Source organism: Micromonospora sp. NPDC003197 (genome assembly GCF_053590565.1).
In genome coordinates this window covers 104,943-122,089 of record NZ_JBSFTE010000008.1, presented here as the reverse complement: position 1 = coordinate 122,089, position 17,147 = coordinate 104,943, and the positions used below count along the sequence as shown (strand labels likewise).

Sequence of the window (17,147 nt, the reverse complement as noted above, 5' to 3'; positions counted from 1 at the left end):
ACGAATCACAGACGCGCCGGGTGGTGATCCACCCGGCGCGTCACCGTCTGGGCCTGGCCGGTGCCGGCCCGCTGGCCAGTCTTGCCCGGGTCAGTCCTTGCCCTCGCCGCCCAGCGAGCGGTAGTGCGTCTTGTCCGGGGTGGCCAGGCTGAAGCTCTCCTTCTTCGCCGGCCTCGGGGTCACCAGCAGCCCTGGCTTGTCGACCAGTCGATTCGTGCCGGCCGGTACGGACAGGGAGTTGTCCGAGTTGGGCCGCCAGGTCAGTACGACGAGCGGCTGGTCCGGGAAGCGCAGCACGTAGGCCTGGAGCACGTTCAGCCGATCCGCCGCCGAAACCACCGGTGTGCCCTGCTCGGGGCGGAAGATGACAGCGCTCATGTTGCCGGAGTCGGTGTGCCAGGTGATCTGGTCGAGTTTGCCGGCGGGTTGACCGGGCAGGGAGACGTCCCCCAGGGATCGGCTGGTGATCCGGTCGATCGGCCACGACGCGGGTACGAGGCCGGGGGCATCCTGGTTGTGCCAGCGTTCCAGGATGCTGCCGAACGGGCCCGTCTCCGCAGCCAGCGCGCAGGTGTCGAGCCCGTTGAGGACCTTGTAGCCGGTGCCGGACTCGTCGCCCACCAGCGGATAGCGCGGCCCGGTGATCGCGGTGCCGAGGTCGAGCAACCGGTTCGACTTGCCCTGCGGGAGCGATTCGGTGGCGACCAGGGTGGCGGTGAGCTGGATGGCCGTGCAGCCGGGTACGTCCGTCGGGGCGCTCAGCCCGTCGGTGATCGCCAGCGCGGTGTCACCCGGGCCGACCAGCCGCTGCACCCGGTTGGAGGTGAGATAGCGCCGCCCAGCGGACAGCTGCACCGGCAGCACATCGGAGTAGACCAGGTAGCCCGGGTCGGTGTACTCGGTCGCGTGGGTGACCTCGTAGGTCCCACCCTTACCGGCCAACTGCAACAGCCAGGAGGCCGATTCGCCCGGCACACTGGCCGCGACCAGGGCCAGGGGTGCGCCCTCGACCTCGCCGAGCCAGAGGATGCCCGAGGACGGCAGGTGGACCCGATCGTCGATCGGGGACCGCCAGTTTCGGATGGTCTCGGTGACCGCCGCTGTCGCCTGGGCGTCGGTGATGAGTCCGCCCCGGGCGGGCCAGACCGGCAGGGTGCCGTCCAGGGTGTCGTAGCCGACGCGGAGGGTCGGATCCTTCCGTTCCTCCAGCGGGCCGCAGCCTGTCGCGAGTAGTCCTAGCGTCAACGCGACGCTCAACATGCCGCGACGGACTGAACGCACCTGCGCCCCCGATCGGTTCGACTACCAAAGCGGAGCCCACATCGTACGAGATCTCCGACGGCGGACCGGGGCGACCTAGGTAAGCTCGACCCATGGGGGGTAAGCGTGCCGTGGCGGGCCGTACACCGGCTTTCTTCGTACTTCCGGGGAGGCCCTGTGCGACTCCGGCGGGCAGTCCGTGCTCGGGTAGACTCCGCCGACTGTGACGCCTCCCGAGTCCCGTCTCGATTCCACGCCCGGTCCGGAAATGCCCGACTCGGGCGACCGCTCGGCCACCGATACAGATAGCGCGTCGGAGCCCGACGCGGAGGCTACGACGAGTCGTACCGGGGCCTCAGCCAGCTCAGCACCGGAGAGCGAGGGAACGGAACGACCGCCCGCCCGGGGACGCCGGTGGCCCACCTGGCGGCGTGACCTCGCGGTGTATGGATTCTTCCTGCTCGCCGCGCTCTGGGTGACCAGCCAGATCTGGATCAATCCGGCCGGTCGGGTCGCCGCGCTCTACAGCAGCGACCCAGCGCAGGTGCAATATTTCCTCGCCCACTCGGTACGGGTGGTGTTGCACGGCGAGTTCCCGTTCTTCACCGAGCAGCTCAACTATCCCGACGGCGTCAACCTGATGGCCAATACGGCCATCCTGGGGCTGGGCATCCCCATGGTGCCGGTGACCCTGCTCTTCGGCCCCGCGGTCTCCTTCGCGGTCCTGGTCACGCTCGGTCTCGCCGGCACTGCATCCGCCTGGTACTACGTGATCTCGCGACACCTGGTCAGCTCGCCGGTCGCCGCGATCGTGGGCGGCTGGTTCTGCGGGTTCTCGCCGGCGATGCTCTCGCACGCCAACTGGCACCCGAACATCATTTCCCAGTTTCTGCTGCCGTTCATCGTCTGGCGGGTCGTGGTGATGACCCGCTCCACCCGGCCGATCCGCGACGGCCTGGTGCTCGCGCTGCTGGTCACCTACCAGGCCTTCATCAACGAGGAGATCCTGCTCTTCACCGCCATGGCGTGCGCGGTGTTCCTGCTCGCCGTGCTGGTCCAGCAGCCCCAGCGGTGGCGTACCGCCTGGCGGCCACTGGGCGTCAGCCTCGCGGTGTGTGCGGTCGTGGCCGGGGCGTTGCTGGCCTTCCCGCTCTACGTCCAGTTTGCCGGCCCGCAGGCTTACCACGGCCTGAGCGACGCCGTGCAGGACTACGGCAACGACATCGCCGCGTTCTTCAACCCGGGCTCGCCGACGATCGGCGGCAACGAGCGGGCCAACACCGGTCTCGCGCCGAACTACTCCGAAGAGAACGCCTTCTTCGGCTGGGGCCTCTCGGTCCTTGTCGTGGCGATCGTGGTCTGGCTGCGCCGCGAGGTGCTCGTCCGGGCGTTCGCCTTCACCGGCCTCTTCTTCGCCGTACTGTCGCTGGGCGAGCGGATCACCTACTGGGACCGGGACCTCCTCTGGGGGCCGTGGGACCTACTGGTCAAGCTCCCGCTGCTGGACGCCGTGGTGCCCACCCGGTTTGGGATGATCACCAGTGTCTTCGTGGGACTGCTGCTGGCCATGGCCGTCGACCGGGCGAAGAAGCTGGAGACGGTCAACCGGCGGGCGGTTCGCGGCGTGACCGTCGCCGCCCTGGCCATCGCGCTGGTGCCGATCGTCCCCATGCCGCTGAAGGTGACCTCCCGACCGCCGGTACCCAAGTTCATCACCTCCGGACAGTGGCGGCCCTACGTCGCCGAGGACCAGACGCTGGTGGCGGTCCCCATCCCGGCGATGGGCAGCACGCACAGCATGCGCTGGGCGGCGGCGGTGAACCTGGACTTCAAGATCCCGGGGGGCTACTTCCTGGCACCACGCAACGGCAACACCGGGGATCGCGGCCGCTTCGGTGGTCGCCCCCAGGGCCTCGAAGGCATCCTCGACGACGTTGCCACCACCGGTCACACCCCGACCCTGACCGAAGAGCAGCGGCGCCGGTCACTGGACGAGTTGCGGCACTGGAACGCGGCGATCATGGTCCTGCCGTTGCGGCAACACCACGTGGAGCCGTTGCGCGAGACGGTCGAACAGTTGCTCGGTCCCGGCCGCAAGGAGGCCGACGTGTGGGTCTGGGACGTCCGCGAGCTGAGCAGTAGGAAAGCCTGATGAGTCGGCCGGACGCCGTACGTCCACCGGTGGTGGCGGTCTCCCGTACGGGTGATCGTGGCTGAAGCAGGCCCCACCACCGAGCCCGCCGGGCGGGTCGATGCCTCCGAAGGAGCCGACCCGACCGGGGAGCGGGCGAGGGCTGGTGGCTGGCGGCGGTTCGGTGCCTGGTGGCAGCGCCGACCGTGGCGGATAGACACGGTGGTCGTTGCGGGCTATCTGCTCGTCGCCTCCTACGTCACCAGCCGGCTGTGGCATCCCGAGCGGATGGTCCACATGGAAAACGACCAGATGCTGCTGGAGTGGATGCTGGCCCGAGCCGCGCAGGCGGTGACCCAGGGGGAGAACCCGTTCTACAGCAACCAACTCAACGCGCCCGACGGCATCAACCTGATGGCGAACATCTCCGTGCTCGGGTTCGGTATCCCGCTGACCCCGGTGACGGTGTTGTTCGGCTCGCAGACCACGTTCGTACTCTCGTTGATCCTCTCTCTGGGCGGCACCGCTGCCGCCTGGTACCTGTTCCTGTCCCGCCGGCTGGTCCGGTCCCGGTTCGCCGCCGCGCTCGGCGGGCTGTTCTGCGGCTTCGCCCCCGGGATGATCGCGCAGGCCGGTGGGCACCTGCACATGGTCGCCCAGTTTCTGGTGCCAGCCATTCTGTGGATCGTCTTCAGTCCGGTGACCAACAAAATTCTGCGGCAGGGGGTGCTGCTCGGCCTGCTGGTCAGCTATCAGGTGTTCCTCGCTGAGGAAGTGCTGCTCTTCCTGGTGCTGGCCTGCGGCCTGTTCACGGTCGTGCACGTGCTGGTCGACCGGAGCGGGGCGCGGCGACTGGCCCGAGCGTTCCTGAGCCGGATCGCGGTGGGGGCAGGCATCGCCCTGGTGCTGCTGGCCTATCCGCTCTGGTACCAGTTCTTCGGGCCGGGCCACTATCGCGGACTGCCGTTCAACAAGGAGTCGTACGCGCTGGACCTGAGCTCGTTCACCACCTCGGGCCAACAGTCCATTACCGGTCATGAGCAGGCGTCGCGGCTGCTGGCACCGAACGCGACCGAGGAGAACTCCTTCTTCGGCCTGGCCCTGATCGTGCTCTGCGTCGTGGTGGTGATCTGGCTGTGGCGCCGCCCGATGGTCAAGGCACTCGCGGTCTGTGGGCTCATCTTCGCGGTGCTCTCCCTGGGCGTGCAGGTTCGGGTCAACGGTGAGTTGACCGACCTGCCGGGACTGTACCGGTTGATCTCCGCGATCCCGCTGATCGACCTGGCGGTGCCGGCCCGCTTCCCGCTGATCTGCATCCCGATCGTGGCGATCCTGCTGGCGCTCTCCCTCGACCAGGTGTTCCGATCCGCGTCAGCCGCCGGAGCCAGCCCGGCCGGCGACGTGAGGCCCGCCAGCGAGGCTGCCCCGGCCGGCGCAGCCAGCCCGGCCATCGGGGCCACCGCGCGGGAAGGCGTGCCGGTGCGGCTGCTCTGGACCGGGGCGGTCCTCGCCGTACTGCTACCGCTGGTGCCAACGCCGATCCGGGCCGACCCGGTGTGGCCGGTGCCGGAGTTCGTGGCCAGTGGCCAGTGGCGGTCGTACGTCCCGCCGGGCCGGACCCTGGTGCCGGTGCCGCCCTCCGGGGGTGGGGAGGCGACCGCCGGAATGTACTGGTCGGCGCGGACCCGACTGGCCTTCACCGCACCAGGCGGCTACTTCATCGGCCCCACCAGCCCGGACGATCCGACCGGCCGCTGGGGACCCGTCGACCGACCGACCGCGGTACTGCTCAACGAGGTGGCCCGCACCGGTCAGATCCCACCCATCACCGACGAGCATCGCCGGCAGGCGATCGAGGACCTGCGGCACTGGCGGGCGGCGATCGTGGTGCAGGGCGGCCTGCACCGGGGCTACCCGGTCAAGGAGACCGTCGACCTGCTACTCGGCCCCGGCCAGGAGATATCCGGAGCCTGGGTGTGGGACGTCCGGGACCGGGTCAGCGTCAACTGACCCGGTCCGATCAGCGCCGGTGCCCAGGGCACCAGCGGCTGGTGGTCAGGACACCAGCGAACGGACATCCCAGAGCCAGACGTCGTCGACGCGCTGGCCAGGGCCGAGCAGTTCGGTCAGCAACTGGTGCAGCACCTGGTCGTCCGGGTGCTCGCCGAGCACCACCACCGAGGCCCGCCAGAAGCGCAGGTCCTCGATCGCCTGCCGGCGGTTCTCCTCGGTGATCGGCGGCACCTGGTCGGTGTCCATCGTCGTGTAGATCAGGCCGCTGGTCGGCCGGAGCGGAGCCCCGAAGATGCCCTCACCCTCCGGGCCGGGGCCGATGAAGTAGCCACCCGGCACCGGGAACTCGTGCTGGGTCAGGGCGCTCCAGCGCAGCGTGGAGAGGCCGTGCACGTTGCTGGGGATGGGCACCGGCACCAACGTACGGCCCTCCGGCACGTACGGCCGCCACGCGCCCGAGGTGATGAACTCCGGGGGCGAGTCGACGTGCTCGGCCGGCAGCGGCCGGGGGATCAGCGGCACCACGGCGACCAGGACGGCCGCGTACGCCACGGCACCGCGCCACCGTCCGCTGCGCCACCAGCCGCCCGTCGGGTTGCCGCTGCTGCGGCGCACGGTGGCGGCCCGGTCCCACACCAGGGCCAGCAGTACCCCCACCGCGCCGGTGACGATCAGCGCCATCCGGGTCGGCATCATCATCTCGACCAGGGGCAGGTCCTTCGGCAGGTAGTGCCACGGCCCGGCGATCTCGGTCACCTCACCGTCGAACCGCAGGTACGGTCCGAGCGAGGCGACGGTGAAGAAGAGGGCCACGATGCCGGTGATCCGGGCGGCCAGCGAGGCCCGCCAGAGGACGACGATCGCCACCAGCGCGAGGATGACCAGGGGCCAGCCGAACCAGGAGTTCTGTTCGGTCATCCCGATGGTCTTCTCCACCTCCGGCGTGCCGGCGAGGGTGTCCCGGGCATAGGTCACGTACGCCTTCAGGTCCTCGCCCCAACTGTGGAAGACCCCACCCTGGAGTCCCCGTGAGGACTGCCGCCCGTTGAACTGGAACCAGATCGGGTAGCCGGTCAGCAGCAGCGCGATGCCGCCACCGAGCCCGAGGGAGAGCAGGAACGGACGCAGCTTGGCCCGCGCGTCGGACCAGCGCATCACCGTGTACACCACGACCACGACCAGCAGGGTCAGCGCGGTGAGCAGCAGCATCTCCTCGTTGACGAAGATCTGGTACGCCACGAGGAGGCCGAGGGCGATGCCGTTGCGTACCCAGCGCTTCGGACCCGGCTCGCCGAGCCGCAGCACCCGGGCGACGATCACCGGAAGCAGAAAGTTGGAGACGAAGTTGGGCTGGCCGTTGGCGTGGTGGATGACGCCGGGGGCGAAGCCGAGGAAGCCGCCACCGATGAACGCGGCCGTCCGCGAGCTGACCAGGTAGCGGGAGAGCATCCAGTACGAGGTGGCGGCCGTCGCTGCCAGCGCGCCGCCGAGGTAGAGCGTGTAGGAGACCTGTGGCCCGAAGAGCATGGTGATCGGGGCCATCGGGATGGTGACGCCCAGGATCGAGGTGTTGGCGATCATGTTGACGCCGTCGGGCGCGTTCTGCCGCAGCGACAACAGCGGATTTTCCAGATGGCGCACCGAGTAGGCCCCGTGTGAGAACAACCACTCGAACCAGCTGTGGTCGGTGGGCAGGTGAGATGACACTCGGTGATCGATGTCTGCCCAGTAGTTGGCACACACGAAAACCCCGAGCAGGACGTACGCTCCGATGGCCAGCAGATCGGCGCGCGCCGGAGCGCGGAGTCGCCTTCGCCAACCGGGCCGGGTGGACTCGGTAGGGACGGACTCGGCATCCGAAGAATTGTCGATTACTGGGACAGCCACGACGCGCCATCGTACAGGCGTGAGTTGGGCGTTTTGCCGGGACCGGTGTGCTTGCCGGGGGGTACGGGTACGGGGTCGCCCCGACCTGAAGGAGGCGGTGCGCGTTGGCGATCATCGACCTGGGGGAGCGCAACGACGAGTTGTCCCCCGACACCGGTCCGAGGCCGCCCCAGTGGATTACCGCCCGCTGGCCCCGAGTCGGCACGGTGTTGATCGTTTTGCTCGCGACCGTTGCGGCCAGCGCCCCAGCGTCGTCGCTCCAGCCCGAGCTGGTCATTCCGGCCGGCTTGGCCAGCCGCCTGACGGTCGACCGGGACCAACTCTACGTAGTGGAGAAGGTCGATGTTGAGGGGCAGATCACGGCTCGGCGAGTAACTGATGGTCGAGTGCTGTGGCAGGTCCCCTCGCCGGTACAGGGACAGCCGGGGATCTTCGGCCCGGTCGGTGGAACGTTGATCCTGACCGGCGGTAACGAGACAGGTGAGGTCGGCGAAATCGCGGGCCTGGACCGCGCGAGCGGCTCGCTCTCCTGGCGATATCAAGCCAGCATGACTGGCGTCGGCATTAGCGGTGAGCTCCTGCTCTGGACTGGAACGGTCAGGCAATCGGCGCCGAGCGATCTGTTCGCGGTGGATCCGGCGACGGGGGCGATCCGCTGGACACACCCGGTGCCCGCCAACGCCCAACTCGTCTACGACTACCAGAGGGAACGGCTCTCGCTGATCGCGCTGGGGCTGCCCACCGGGCGGGTGGAGGTGCGGGACGTCGGGTCGGCCGGCCTGCGCGGAGCCGTCGACCTGCCGGCTCCGCCGCCCCACCAACCGGGTGAACCCGGCTGGACCGTGAACATCGTGGATGATCTGTTGCTCGTCTTCGACGGGCGGGGCGCGACCACCGCGTACGGGTTGGACCGGTTGGACCTTCGCTGGACGATCCCGGACAACGGCCGGGGCTGGATGTCCAGCTGTGGCGGATGGTTGTGTGCCTCCAGCCTGTCCGACGGGATCCAGGTGTACGACCGGTCGACCGGACAGCCCCGATGGGCCGACCGCCGCTGGCCGATTGCGTGGCCGGTCGGCGACCATCTGGTGGCCGTCGAGGAGGAGGCGAGAAGACCGGCTCCCCTGGTGGTGCTCGACCTCGCCACCGGCCACAAGCTTGGCGACCTGGGCAGGTGGGAGCTGATCCCGCCGAGGACCGAGGACCGGGTCCTTATCGGGTTACGGGTGGCTCCAGATGGTCGGGCCTGGGTGGCTCGGCTGGACCCGGCGACCCGGACCGTTCGGATCCTGGCAGTGCTGCGTGACATCTCCGGCGACTGCGACGTGTACCTGACGGAGAAGCTGGTCGGCTGCCGGCAGTTGGACGGGGCACTGGCGATGTGGCGGCTGTCGGATTAGCTGGCTGTTGGCCCGCTACCGGTTCGCCGGGGCCGATACCGGGCCCGACTCCCGGTTTGTCTGGCCCGTGCCGAGCTCGCTACCAGTTCGCCTGGGCCGGTGCCGGGGGCAGCGGCACCGAGGCCGGGCGGATCACGTAGACCAGCCCACCGTTGGCGGTCAGCCACCGCGCCTCGAACCGGGCCCGGTTCACCGGCTTGCGTACCGCCTGGTCATCCGGCGAGTACGGGTCGTTGAGTACCGGATCCCCGGTCGCGGTGAACCCGACCAACACCAGCAGGTGACCCTTGGTGTCGTAGTCCAGCCCAGGCACGTCGCCCCGACGGTAGGACGCGGAGACGACCAGCGGCACGCCAGCGGCGATGAACCACTCCGCCTCGGCGAGCGAACGTAACCGGGTGACGAAGGCGTCCAAGCCGTACCGCCCGGCGTAGGCGGTGTTGAAGGGCCAGTTGCCCGCGCCCTGGTAGGCGTAGTCGAAACACTGGCGTGCGGCATGGTCGACCAGCGGTCGAGGATCGCTCGGATCGACCCAGGCGTAGTCGTCGGGAGCCGGACCAACCCCCCAGTAGGCGAGCACCATCGAGGTCGACGTGGGGCTGCACCACGAATCCCCACCGCCGTCCCACTGCGGGTAGTGCCCCATGTGGGTGCGCTGGGAGAAGGGCGGGACGTCCAGGATCCGCCCTCGGGCGGTCGGCGAACCGCCGTCGGTGGCGACGTCGACGGTCCCCGCCGGTCGGGAGGCGGCAGCGCCGACCGAGCGCAGGACGGGCGTCAGCGGCGTACCGGCTGGGCGGAGCAGGGTGACCCGCAGCTGCCAGCTGGTCAGCCCGTAGCCCGTGCCCATGGTGAGGGTGTCGGCGGCGACCGAACCGTGGGCGTCGGTTTGGTCCGGAACCGAGGTCCGACGCAGTGTGCCGTCGTCGGCCGCCCACCGGGCCAGGGTGTACCAGCCGGTGGTGGTGCCGGCCTCGGTCGTGCCACGTACGTCGATCTGGAGCCAGCAACCGCCAGGGGTGTCCCCGGTCCAGGAGGGGATGACCTCGGTGGCGACGAAGCCAGGATCGACCGGGGGTGAGGTCCAGGTGGCGAGGTCGTACGTCCCGGTGGCACCGGTGTGCGGGTCGGTGTGCACGAGCTGGTCCACCGCGCTGCTGAGGGCGACGCCGTCGGGGCGCAGTCTCGTCCCAAGGAAATCGCCGGTGCCGAACTCCGGCGCGGTACGAAAGCCCCGGTAGGCGATGTGTGGGCAGACCGGCTCCACCGTGTCTCCTGTTCGACCGATTCGATTGTGGAGATGAACGTCGCGAAGCTTTCCGTACCGGAAAGTTTTTGGCAATGGTCCATGGTCGCCGCAGCCGACCTGGGTTTTGTCGGCGGTGACTAGGTTGTTTTTCACCACCCACTAGCGTGTGGGACGGGATCGGCTCCGGGCTGGGGTCGATGCTCGACGGAGATAAATTCAGGAGGACCGCGGTGCGGGTACTGGTGGTCGAGGACGAGCGGAACCTCGCCGACGCGATCGCGCGCGGCCTGCGTCGCCGAGGAATGGCGGTGGACGTCGCCTACGACGGCTCCGTCGGACATGAAATGGCCTTCGTCACCCGGTACGACGTGCTGGTCCTTGACCGGGACCTGCCCGGCATGCACGGTGACCAGATCTGCGCCGACATGGTCAGCTCGGGCACCCTGACCCGGGTGCTGATGCTCACCGCGAGCGGCACCGTCGCCGACCGGGTCGAAGGGCTGCAACTCGGGGCCGACGACTATCTGCCCAAGCCGTTCGCCTTCGACGAGTTGGTCGCCCGGGTACAGGCCCTGGGACGGCGGGCCACCCCGCCCGCGCCGCCGGTGCTGGCCGTCGCCGACCTGGTCGTCGACCCGGCCCGTCGGATGGCCACCCGGGCCGGCGCACCGGTCGAGTTGACCAACAAGGAGTTCGGCGTGCTGGAGGAACTGCTCAAGGCCCGGGGCGCGGTGGTCTCCAGCGAGGAACTGCTGGAACGGGTCTGGGACGCCAACACCGACCCGTTCACCACCACCGTACGGGTCACCGTGCGGACCCTCCGTAAGAAGATCGGTGACCCACCGCTGATCGAGACCGTGGTCGGTGCCGGATATCGGATGCCCGTGGACGGACTGCCGGGCCAGGTGACCGCATGACCGTATATCTGACCAACCGGCGGCCGTGGCTGCGGCCGACGTTGCGGCTACGGCTGACCATGCTCAACGGTGTCCTGCTGGTGGGTGCCGGGGCAACCCTGATCCTGCTCGCCTGGCTGCTGGTCGGCGACGCGCTGCGGCCAACCGACGAGTTGCAGCCAGGCACCACGGTGGTGCTCGCCGACGGTGCGACGATGGACGCCCGACAGTGGCAGCAGCGGCTGGTGGAGAACGCGACCAGCGAACTGCTGGCCAAGGGGCTGGTGGCGCTGCTGGCGATCAGCGTCGTCGGGGTGGCTGGTGCGTACGCCGTGGCGGGTCGCTCGCTGCGCTCGTTGCACCAGGTCACCGCGACCGCTCGGCGGCTCGGTGAGGAGACCCTGGACCAGCGCATCCGGTATTCCGGGGCGGACGACGAGGTGGCCGAACTGGCCGGCACCTTCGACGCGATGCTGGACCGGATAGCCGAGGCGTTCGAGGCACAGAAACGGTTCGTCGCCAACGCCTCGCACGAGTTGCGTACCCCGCTGGCGGTGATGCGTACCGAGATCGACGTGACGCTCTCCGACGACGAGGCGGACGTGGCCGAGTTCCGGCGGATGGCGATCGTGGTCCGGGATGCCTCCGAGCGGGCCAACGGTCTGGTCGACGCGTTGCTGGTGCTGGCCCGCAGCGAGGCCCAGACGGGGCGGCGGTTGGGGCGTAAGGTGCCCGTTGACCTGGCCGACGGGGTGGCCGCCGCGCTCTCCGCGGTACGGCACGAGGCCACCCGGCTCAAGTTGGACATCAGCCGGACGCTGGAGCCGGCTCCGGTGGTCGGCGACCCCGGGCTGTTGGAGCGGCTGGCCGGCAACCTGGTGGAGAACGCGGTGCGTTACAACCACCTGCACGGCCGGATCTGGGCGCGTACCGGCTCGGACGACGAGCAGGTGTGGCTGGTCGTCGGCAACACCGGCTTCGAGGTGGACCAGGCGGACGTACCAGGGCTGTTCGAGCCGTTCCGGCGCGGTGGTCGGGAGCGTACCGGTGCGCGGGGCTCCGGCCTGGGGCTGTCGATCGTACGGGCGGTCTGTGACGCGCACGGCGGCACGGTGAACGTGGTCGCCCAGCCGGGCGGAGGGCTGGAGGTGACGGTGACGTTGCCGGCAGCCGGGGCCACCCCGGTCGTGGCCGCCTCGGCGCCGGTTGGCGCTGGTACGACCGATACCGCCCCGACCGATCCGCGCGCTCAACTGCTGTCGTCGGCGGGCACCACGGAGACGCCGGCAGGCTGAAAGCCTGTTGCGTCCATCTCCGATCACGTGTCAGGCTGCCCGCCGGTCAGCCTGACAGAGGAGAGGAGGTGCGGTCGATGCCCGTCACTATCATTCCCGCGCCCCGCCTCGACCACTGCTGACGTATCCGTTCTTCGCGGGCGTACATCTTTCATCCATTGTGGAGGATTTACCAGCAGCCCTTTCTGCCGCTCGCGGTGACCAGCATGGTGGCCGGGACGCTGTTGGCCCTGCTAGTTAGCAGAGTGTCACCTTGCAGCTTGGCGACGGGGAGTTGCCGGGCGAGCCGTGGTCGGCCCGGATCCGGCAGGCCAGCGACCGGCGCGGCAAGCGAGCCCTGCCAACGCAACCAGCTTCGCGGTATGCCGCCCTCGATCAACCGCCGTCCGAACGCCCCGCCAGCAGCTGGAACAGCCACGCTCCGTCACCTGCTTCAAATCTGACGACGTCCGGAACTGCCGATGGTAATGCTTTCCGCGATTGCGCCGAACAAGAAACCGACCCCGCAACGAATCCCTTGAATCACCGCGCTGCCCAGTCTGTTCAGGCCCTATGCCAGAAGGAAGTCGTAGGTCACAGCGCCGGACATGCTCTCAGCGGTGTCGCCAGGAGGCATATCGGCGACGGAAGATGACGCTGTCCTGCGCCGAAGGAGAACGTAGGGAAGGCAGAACGGCGGTTAAAGATCGTGAGGCCTATCGGCGGCAGCAGCCATGGAGCGTCACGGACTCCACGTAAGTCTCCGAAGCTCGATCGCCGGTTACCGAAAGTCATATTCGGTGCGGTCCGGCTCCGTCCTGCCAGCGGTAGAGGTCGCGCAGCAGGGAGATCTCGGCACCGTGATGGATCAGTTCCCTGTTGACGTGCAGGACCCTGTTCTCCATGGAAAACCGCTCGGGACCCACCGTGGGCGGATTGTCCAGGTCAGCGTCCGAGAGCTCGCGGACTCCCGCGTTCCATCTCCCATACATCTCATCGAGCTGTTTCAGCGCCTCGTCAGCGGTCCCCGCGTAGGCGAATGTCTCAGAGTCGACATCCTGGCCGCCGAAATACCATCCGACCCGATAGCCCAGGCAGGAGACGATGATGTGCGCCAGCCGCCAGGCAATCGTGGTCACCGGCGCGGGCGTCGGCACCAGGTCAGGGGACGCGTTGTCCAACGTCCATTTCCCCGAACCTGTCGACATCGGTGCGGCCGACGTGCCACGTGGGCGGATGCTCCAGCAGTCACGCACCGGCTCCCAGAAGTACTCCTCGTCGGTAAGACCGTCCAGCCGTGGCCGCAGGTTCTTGCGCCAGTACCAATCCAACTGCTCCGCGAGCCGCTCGCTTCTTGTCATTGCCGCATACTACGGACCCGTCGAGCAGAGTGATCGTCGCCGTCTGCGGTCATCCTCCATTGTCACAAACCTCACAGGCAGTCATTCCTAAATGGCATAGAAGTCAATCCATCGGCCTTCGCTGGCAATCGATCAACACCCACTGACACAGGTCAGTCACAAGACATGGGTGGACGACGCAGGCTTCAAGAACCAGTTCGTCGAACACGCCGCCACCCTCGGTGTCGACGCCGAGGTCGTACCGAGGAACACCGAGACCAGAGGCTTCCACGTGGTCAAACGGCGCTGGGTCGTGGAGAGAACCCTGGGCTGGCTGATGCTGCACCGCAGACTCGTCCGCGACTACGAGACCCTGCCGGCCAGCTCCGAGCCATGATCCATATCGCGATGATCGACAACATCAGCCGCCGCATAACGGACGAATCAACGCCTATGGTTTTGGTGGCCTGCCAGGACACGCCGCGTTCGTGCAGGATCCGCCGCACGGTTTCGACGCTGATCGTGGTGACGTGATCGGTCTCGATCAGGTAGTCGCGCAGCTTTGTCAGGGACCAGCAGGAGAAGGGTTTGCCGAGGAAGCGGGGGGTCGCACCGGCGATGACGCAGATCCAGTCACGGGTCTGCTCATCGATCTGTTTCGGTGCGCCCCCGCTCCATTTTGGGTCGAGTGCGGTGAATCCCTGCTCGTTGAAGGCGTGGATCACGTCGCGGACGTAGTCCTCGCTGGTGTGGAGTAGGTGGGCGATGTCCGGGGCTGGTTGGCCTTGGGCGGACATCAGGACCACGATCGCCCGGCGTAGCTTGACCGGGTCCTTCGCGCTGCGGCTGATCCGCTGTAAGCGCTGGCCTTCGGCCGTCGACACTTGCCGGACGAACACCTCTGGGCGTCTGCCCACCGGCCATCACCTCCCACATGGACCGTAGGGAGACAGCTGTCGGGCATCGAGCCGTCCGTGGCCGGGGGCGTCGACCCGGCAGAGCAGAGAAGCCCTGTGCCGGCGCCGGTTGCCACTACCGTCGTACGTCGGGAGGGGAGCCGGCGACGAGGGCTGACGCGAGGGCTCGCAGCTGCCTTGGCCCTCGCCATAGTCGTACTCGGTGGGTTTCTTCTGCGGGCCGATGGTGAGCGGCGGGACCAGCAGCGCCGGGCGGCGGACCTCGCCGTTCGGAATACGGCCCAGGAACAGCAGTCGGCGGCGCTGCGGACCCAGCTTGCCGCCCGGGACCAGCAGCTCGCCGACGAGCGGGCCCGGTTCACGGCGGTGGAGCCCTGCCTACGCGAACTCGTCGCGCCGCCACTGGCTGAGCCGCTTACCGAAGCGGAGAAACGTCGAATCCTGGAAGAGGCGATGCGGCAATTGCCGCCGGGAAGCCGTACCGGGCCGATCGAGATCGGCGGCACCGGGCGGAGTCTGAAGGAGTTGCTGCCGGCCTGCAAGAACGTGGAGGAGAACCTGCGGCGTTAGGAAGGGCCCCTTCCTATGCAAAAAGCGATAAGAAGGGGCCCTTCCTTACATCAACACGTCAGGCGGGGAGGCTGGCCACGCCCTGCGGGAGGAAGCGCTGGCCGGTGACCTGCTCGGCGGTGCCGGTCCGGTCCAGGTACGGCGTCACGCCGCCCAGGTGGAACGGCCAACCCGCACCGAGGATCATGCACAGGTCGATGTCCTGCGCCTCGGCCACCACGCCCTCGTCCAGCATCAGCCGGACCTCCTGGGCGAGCGCGTCCAGGGCGCGCTGACGTACCTGCTCGGCGGTGAGCGGCTGGTCGCCGACCTCCAGCAGCGCGGCCACCTCGGCGTTGACCTCGTCGTCCACCATGATCGGCTTGCCGGACTCGGCGATCCGCTTGAGGTTGTCGCTGACCCCGAACCGGTCCGGGAACGCCCCGTGTAGTGTGCCGCCCACGTGGTAGGCGATCGCCGGCCCCACCAACTGCAGCAGCGCGAGCGGCCGCATCGGCAGACCCAGCGGGTCCAGCGCGCTGTCAGCCACCGCCAGCGGCGTGCCGGCATCCACGGCGGCGAAGATCTCGCCGAGGAACCGGGTCAGCAGCCGGTTGACCACGAACGCCGGGGCATCCTTGACCAGTACGCAGGACTTGCGCAGCTGCTTGCCGACCGCGAAGGCGGTGGCCAGCGAGGCGTCGTCGGTCTGCTCGCCCCGGACGATCTCCAGCAGCGGCAGTACGGCGACCGGGTTGAAGAAGTGGAAGCCGACCACCCGCTCCGGGTGCTTCAGCTCCGCCGCCATCGCGCTGACCGACAGCGACGAGGTGTTGGTGGCGAGCACCGTCTCCGGGGAGACGATCTGCTCCAACTCGGCCCAGACCTGCTTCTTGACCTTGAGGTCCTCGAAGACGGCCTCGATGACGAAGTTCGCGTCGGCGAAGACGGACTTGTCCACCGAGCCGGTGACCAGGCCACGCAGCTTGGCCGCCGTACCCTCGTCGAGCCGGCCCTTGCCGAGCAGCTTGTCGATCTCCTTGTGTACGTACGCCACACCGGCGTCCACCCGGGCCTGGTCCAGGTCGGTGAGGACCACCGGCACCTGGAGGCGGCGGGCGAAGAGCAGTGCGAGCTGGGAGGCCATCAGGCCGGCACCGACGATGCCCACCTTGGTGACCTTGCGGGCCAGCTCCTTGTCCGGTGCGCCGACCGGCTTCTTGGCCCGCCGCTGTACCAGGTCGAACGAGTAGAGGCTGCTGCGCAGCTCCTCGCTCATCAGCAGGTCGGCCAGGGCCTCGTCCTCGGCGGCGGTACCGTCGGCGAACGACGCCTCCTTGGCCAGGCCGAGCAGCTCCAGCGCCCGGTTCGCGGACGGCACCGCGCCGTGCAGGCGCTGGTCGAGCTGCTGCTTGGCGAAGTAGAGAACGCCGTCCCACATGTCCTTGTCGACCTCGGGCCGGGACACGGTGATCTCGCCCTTGACCACTCCCGCGGCCCACTCCAGGGAGCGCTCCAGGAAGTCGGCCGGCTCCAGCAGGATGTCGGCGATGCCGTACTCCGCGGCCTGCTTCGGCTTGAGCGTCTTCTGGGTCAGCGGGTTCTGGATGATGATCTGGGCGGCCATCGGGATGCCGATCAGGTTGGGCAGCAGCTGCGTGCCGCCCCAGCCGGGCACCAGGCCGAGGGAGACCTCGGGCAGGGCCAGCGCCGCCGCGCCGCCGGAGACCGTCCGGTAGTGGCAGTGCAGCGCCAGTTCCAGGCCGCCGCCGAGCGCCGCGCCGTTGACGAACGCGAACGTCGGTACGGTGCTGTCCTTGAGCCGGGCGTAGACCCGGTGGCCCAGCCGGCCGATCTCCAGGGCCTGCTCGTGGGTGGTGATCAGCGGCATGCCGGTCAGGTCCGCGCCGACACAGAAGATGTACGGCTTACCGGTGATCGCGACGAACGCCGGCTCGGCCGCGAGCGCCTCGGTGATCGCGCTGTCCAGGCTGGCCAGACCGGCCGGCCCGAGTGAGTTGGGCTTCTTGTGGTCGAAGCCGTTGTCCAGCGTGATCAGCGCGGCCGGCCGGTCCAGCCCGGGTACGTTCACCAGGCGTACCAGCGCCTTGGTCACGACCTCGTTCGGAAACGCGAGTGCGCTCACTGTGCCACCTTCCGTTCGCACTGCGGGGCTCGCAGACCCGGCTCGCTCCTCGTGCTCACTGTGCCACCTTCCGTTCGCACTGCGG

The 17,147-nt window shown here is 68.6% G+C and carries 11 protein-coding genes and 3 pseudogenes; 7 read left to right on the top strand and 7 right to left on the bottom strand.

Annotated elements, in window-relative coordinates:
- Nucleotides 1-90: 90 nt before the first annotated feature.
- Nucleotides 91-1,281, bottom strand: coding sequence for a hypothetical protein (locus ACWDV4_RS11500; RefSeq protein ID WP_449976970.1), 1,191 nt, complete (start codon nt 1,279-1,281; stop codon nt 91-93).
- A 202-nt stretch (nt 1,282-1,483) separates the two neighbouring features.
- On the opposite strand from ACWDV4_RS11500, the gene ACWDV4_RS11495 reads away from it, so the two are divergent.
- On the top strand, nt 1,484-3,412 hold the full coding sequence (locus tag ACWDV4_RS11495; RefSeq protein ID WP_449976969.1) for a hypothetical protein: 1,929 nt from the start codon (nt 1,484-1,486) through the stop codon (nt 3,410-3,412).
- Nucleotides 3,413-3,469: 57 nt separating this feature from the next.
- A complete protein-coding gene (locus ACWDV4_RS11490; RefSeq protein ID WP_449976967.1) occupies nt 3,470-5,401 on the top strand; it encodes a hypothetical protein in 1,932 nt (643 codons plus the stop codon).
- A gap of 45 nt (nt 5,402-5,446) precedes the next feature.
- Here ACWDV4_RS11490 and ACWDV4_RS11485 read toward each other — a convergent pair whose 3' ends face one another.
- Nucleotides 5,447-7,291 carry a hypothetical protein gene (locus tag ACWDV4_RS11485; RefSeq protein ID WP_449976964.1) on the bottom strand — a complete coding sequence of 615 codons (1,845 nt, stop codon included), beginning with the start codon at nt 7,289-7,291 and terminating at the stop codon, nt 5,447-5,449.
- Nucleotides 7,292-7,395: 104 nt separating this feature from the next.
- Between ACWDV4_RS11485 and ACWDV4_RS11480 the strand changes: the two genes are divergently transcribed.
- Entirely contained in the window at nt 7,396-8,691 is a 1,296-nt protein-coding gene (locus ACWDV4_RS11480; RefSeq protein ID WP_449976963.1) for an outer membrane protein assembly factor BamB family protein, read from the top strand.
- A gap of 79 nt (nt 8,692-8,770) precedes the next feature.
- Here ACWDV4_RS11480 and ACWDV4_RS11475 read toward each other — a convergent pair whose 3' ends face one another.
- Complete coding sequence (locus ACWDV4_RS11475) at nt 8,771-9,958, bottom strand: C39 family peptidase (RefSeq protein ID WP_449976960.1); 1,188 nt, start codon at nt 9,956-9,958, stop codon at nt 8,771-8,773.
- 212 nt (nt 9,959-10,170) lie between these two features.
- On the opposite strand from ACWDV4_RS11475, the gene ACWDV4_RS11470 reads away from it, so the two are divergent.
- Nucleotides 10,171-10,857, top strand: a complete 687-nt coding sequence (locus ACWDV4_RS11470; RefSeq protein WP_449976958.1) for a response regulator — start codon at nt 10,171-10,173, stop codon at nt 10,855-10,857.
- Nucleotides 10,854-12,026, top strand: a pseudogene (locus ACWDV4_RS11465) (sensor histidine kinase); the annotation flags it as partial. The gene ACWDV4_RS11470 and the pseudogene ACWDV4_RS11465, both read left to right, overlap by 4 nt.
- Nucleotides 12,027-12,300: 274 nt before the next feature.
- On the opposite strand, the gene ACWDV4_RS11460 reads toward ACWDV4_RS11465, so the two are convergent.
- Both ACWDV4_RS11460 and ACWDV4_RS11455 read right to left on the bottom strand, forming a co-directional pair.
- The gene (locus ACWDV4_RS11460; RefSeq protein WP_449976955.1) at nt 12,301-12,549 is read right to left on the bottom strand and encodes a hypothetical protein; all 249 of its coding nucleotides are present in this window, start codon (nt 12,547-12,549) and stop codon (nt 12,301-12,303) included.
- Between the two features lie 352 nt (nt 12,550-12,901).
- The gene (locus ACWDV4_RS11455; RefSeq protein WP_449976953.1) at nt 12,902-13,471 is read right to left on the bottom strand and encodes a DinB family protein; all 570 of its coding nucleotides are present in this window, start codon (nt 13,469-13,471) and stop codon (nt 12,902-12,904) included.
- A gap of 160 nt (nt 13,472-13,631) precedes the next feature.
- On the opposite strand from ACWDV4_RS11455, the pseudogene ACWDV4_RS11450 reads away from it, so the two are divergent.
- Nucleotides 13,632-13,984 (top strand): annotated as a pseudogene (locus ACWDV4_RS11450) (transposase); the annotation flags it as partial.
- On the opposite strand, the pseudogene ACWDV4_RS11445 reads toward ACWDV4_RS11450, so the two are convergent.
- Nucleotides 13,954-14,334: pseudogene (locus ACWDV4_RS11445) on the bottom strand (helix-turn-helix domain-containing protein); the annotation flags it as partial. The pseudogenes ACWDV4_RS11450 and ACWDV4_RS11445 sit on opposite strands and share 31 nt — an antisense overlap.
- Nucleotides 14,335-14,463: 129 nt before the next feature.
- On the opposite strand from ACWDV4_RS11445, the gene ACWDV4_RS11440 reads away from it, so the two are divergent.
- Entirely contained in the window at nt 14,464-14,937 is a 474-nt protein-coding gene (locus ACWDV4_RS11440) for a hypothetical protein (protein ID WP_449976951.1), read from the top strand.
- A gap of 58 nt (nt 14,938-14,995) precedes the next feature.
- Here ACWDV4_RS11440 and ACWDV4_RS11435 read toward each other — a convergent pair whose 3' ends face one another.
- Nucleotides 14,996-17,062, bottom strand: coding sequence for a 3-hydroxyacyl-CoA dehydrogenase NAD-binding domain-containing protein (locus ACWDV4_RS11435; RefSeq protein ID WP_449976949.1), 2,067 nt, complete (start codon nt 17,060-17,062; stop codon nt 14,996-14,998).
- Between the last annotated feature and the right edge of the window lie 85 nt (nt 17,063-17,147).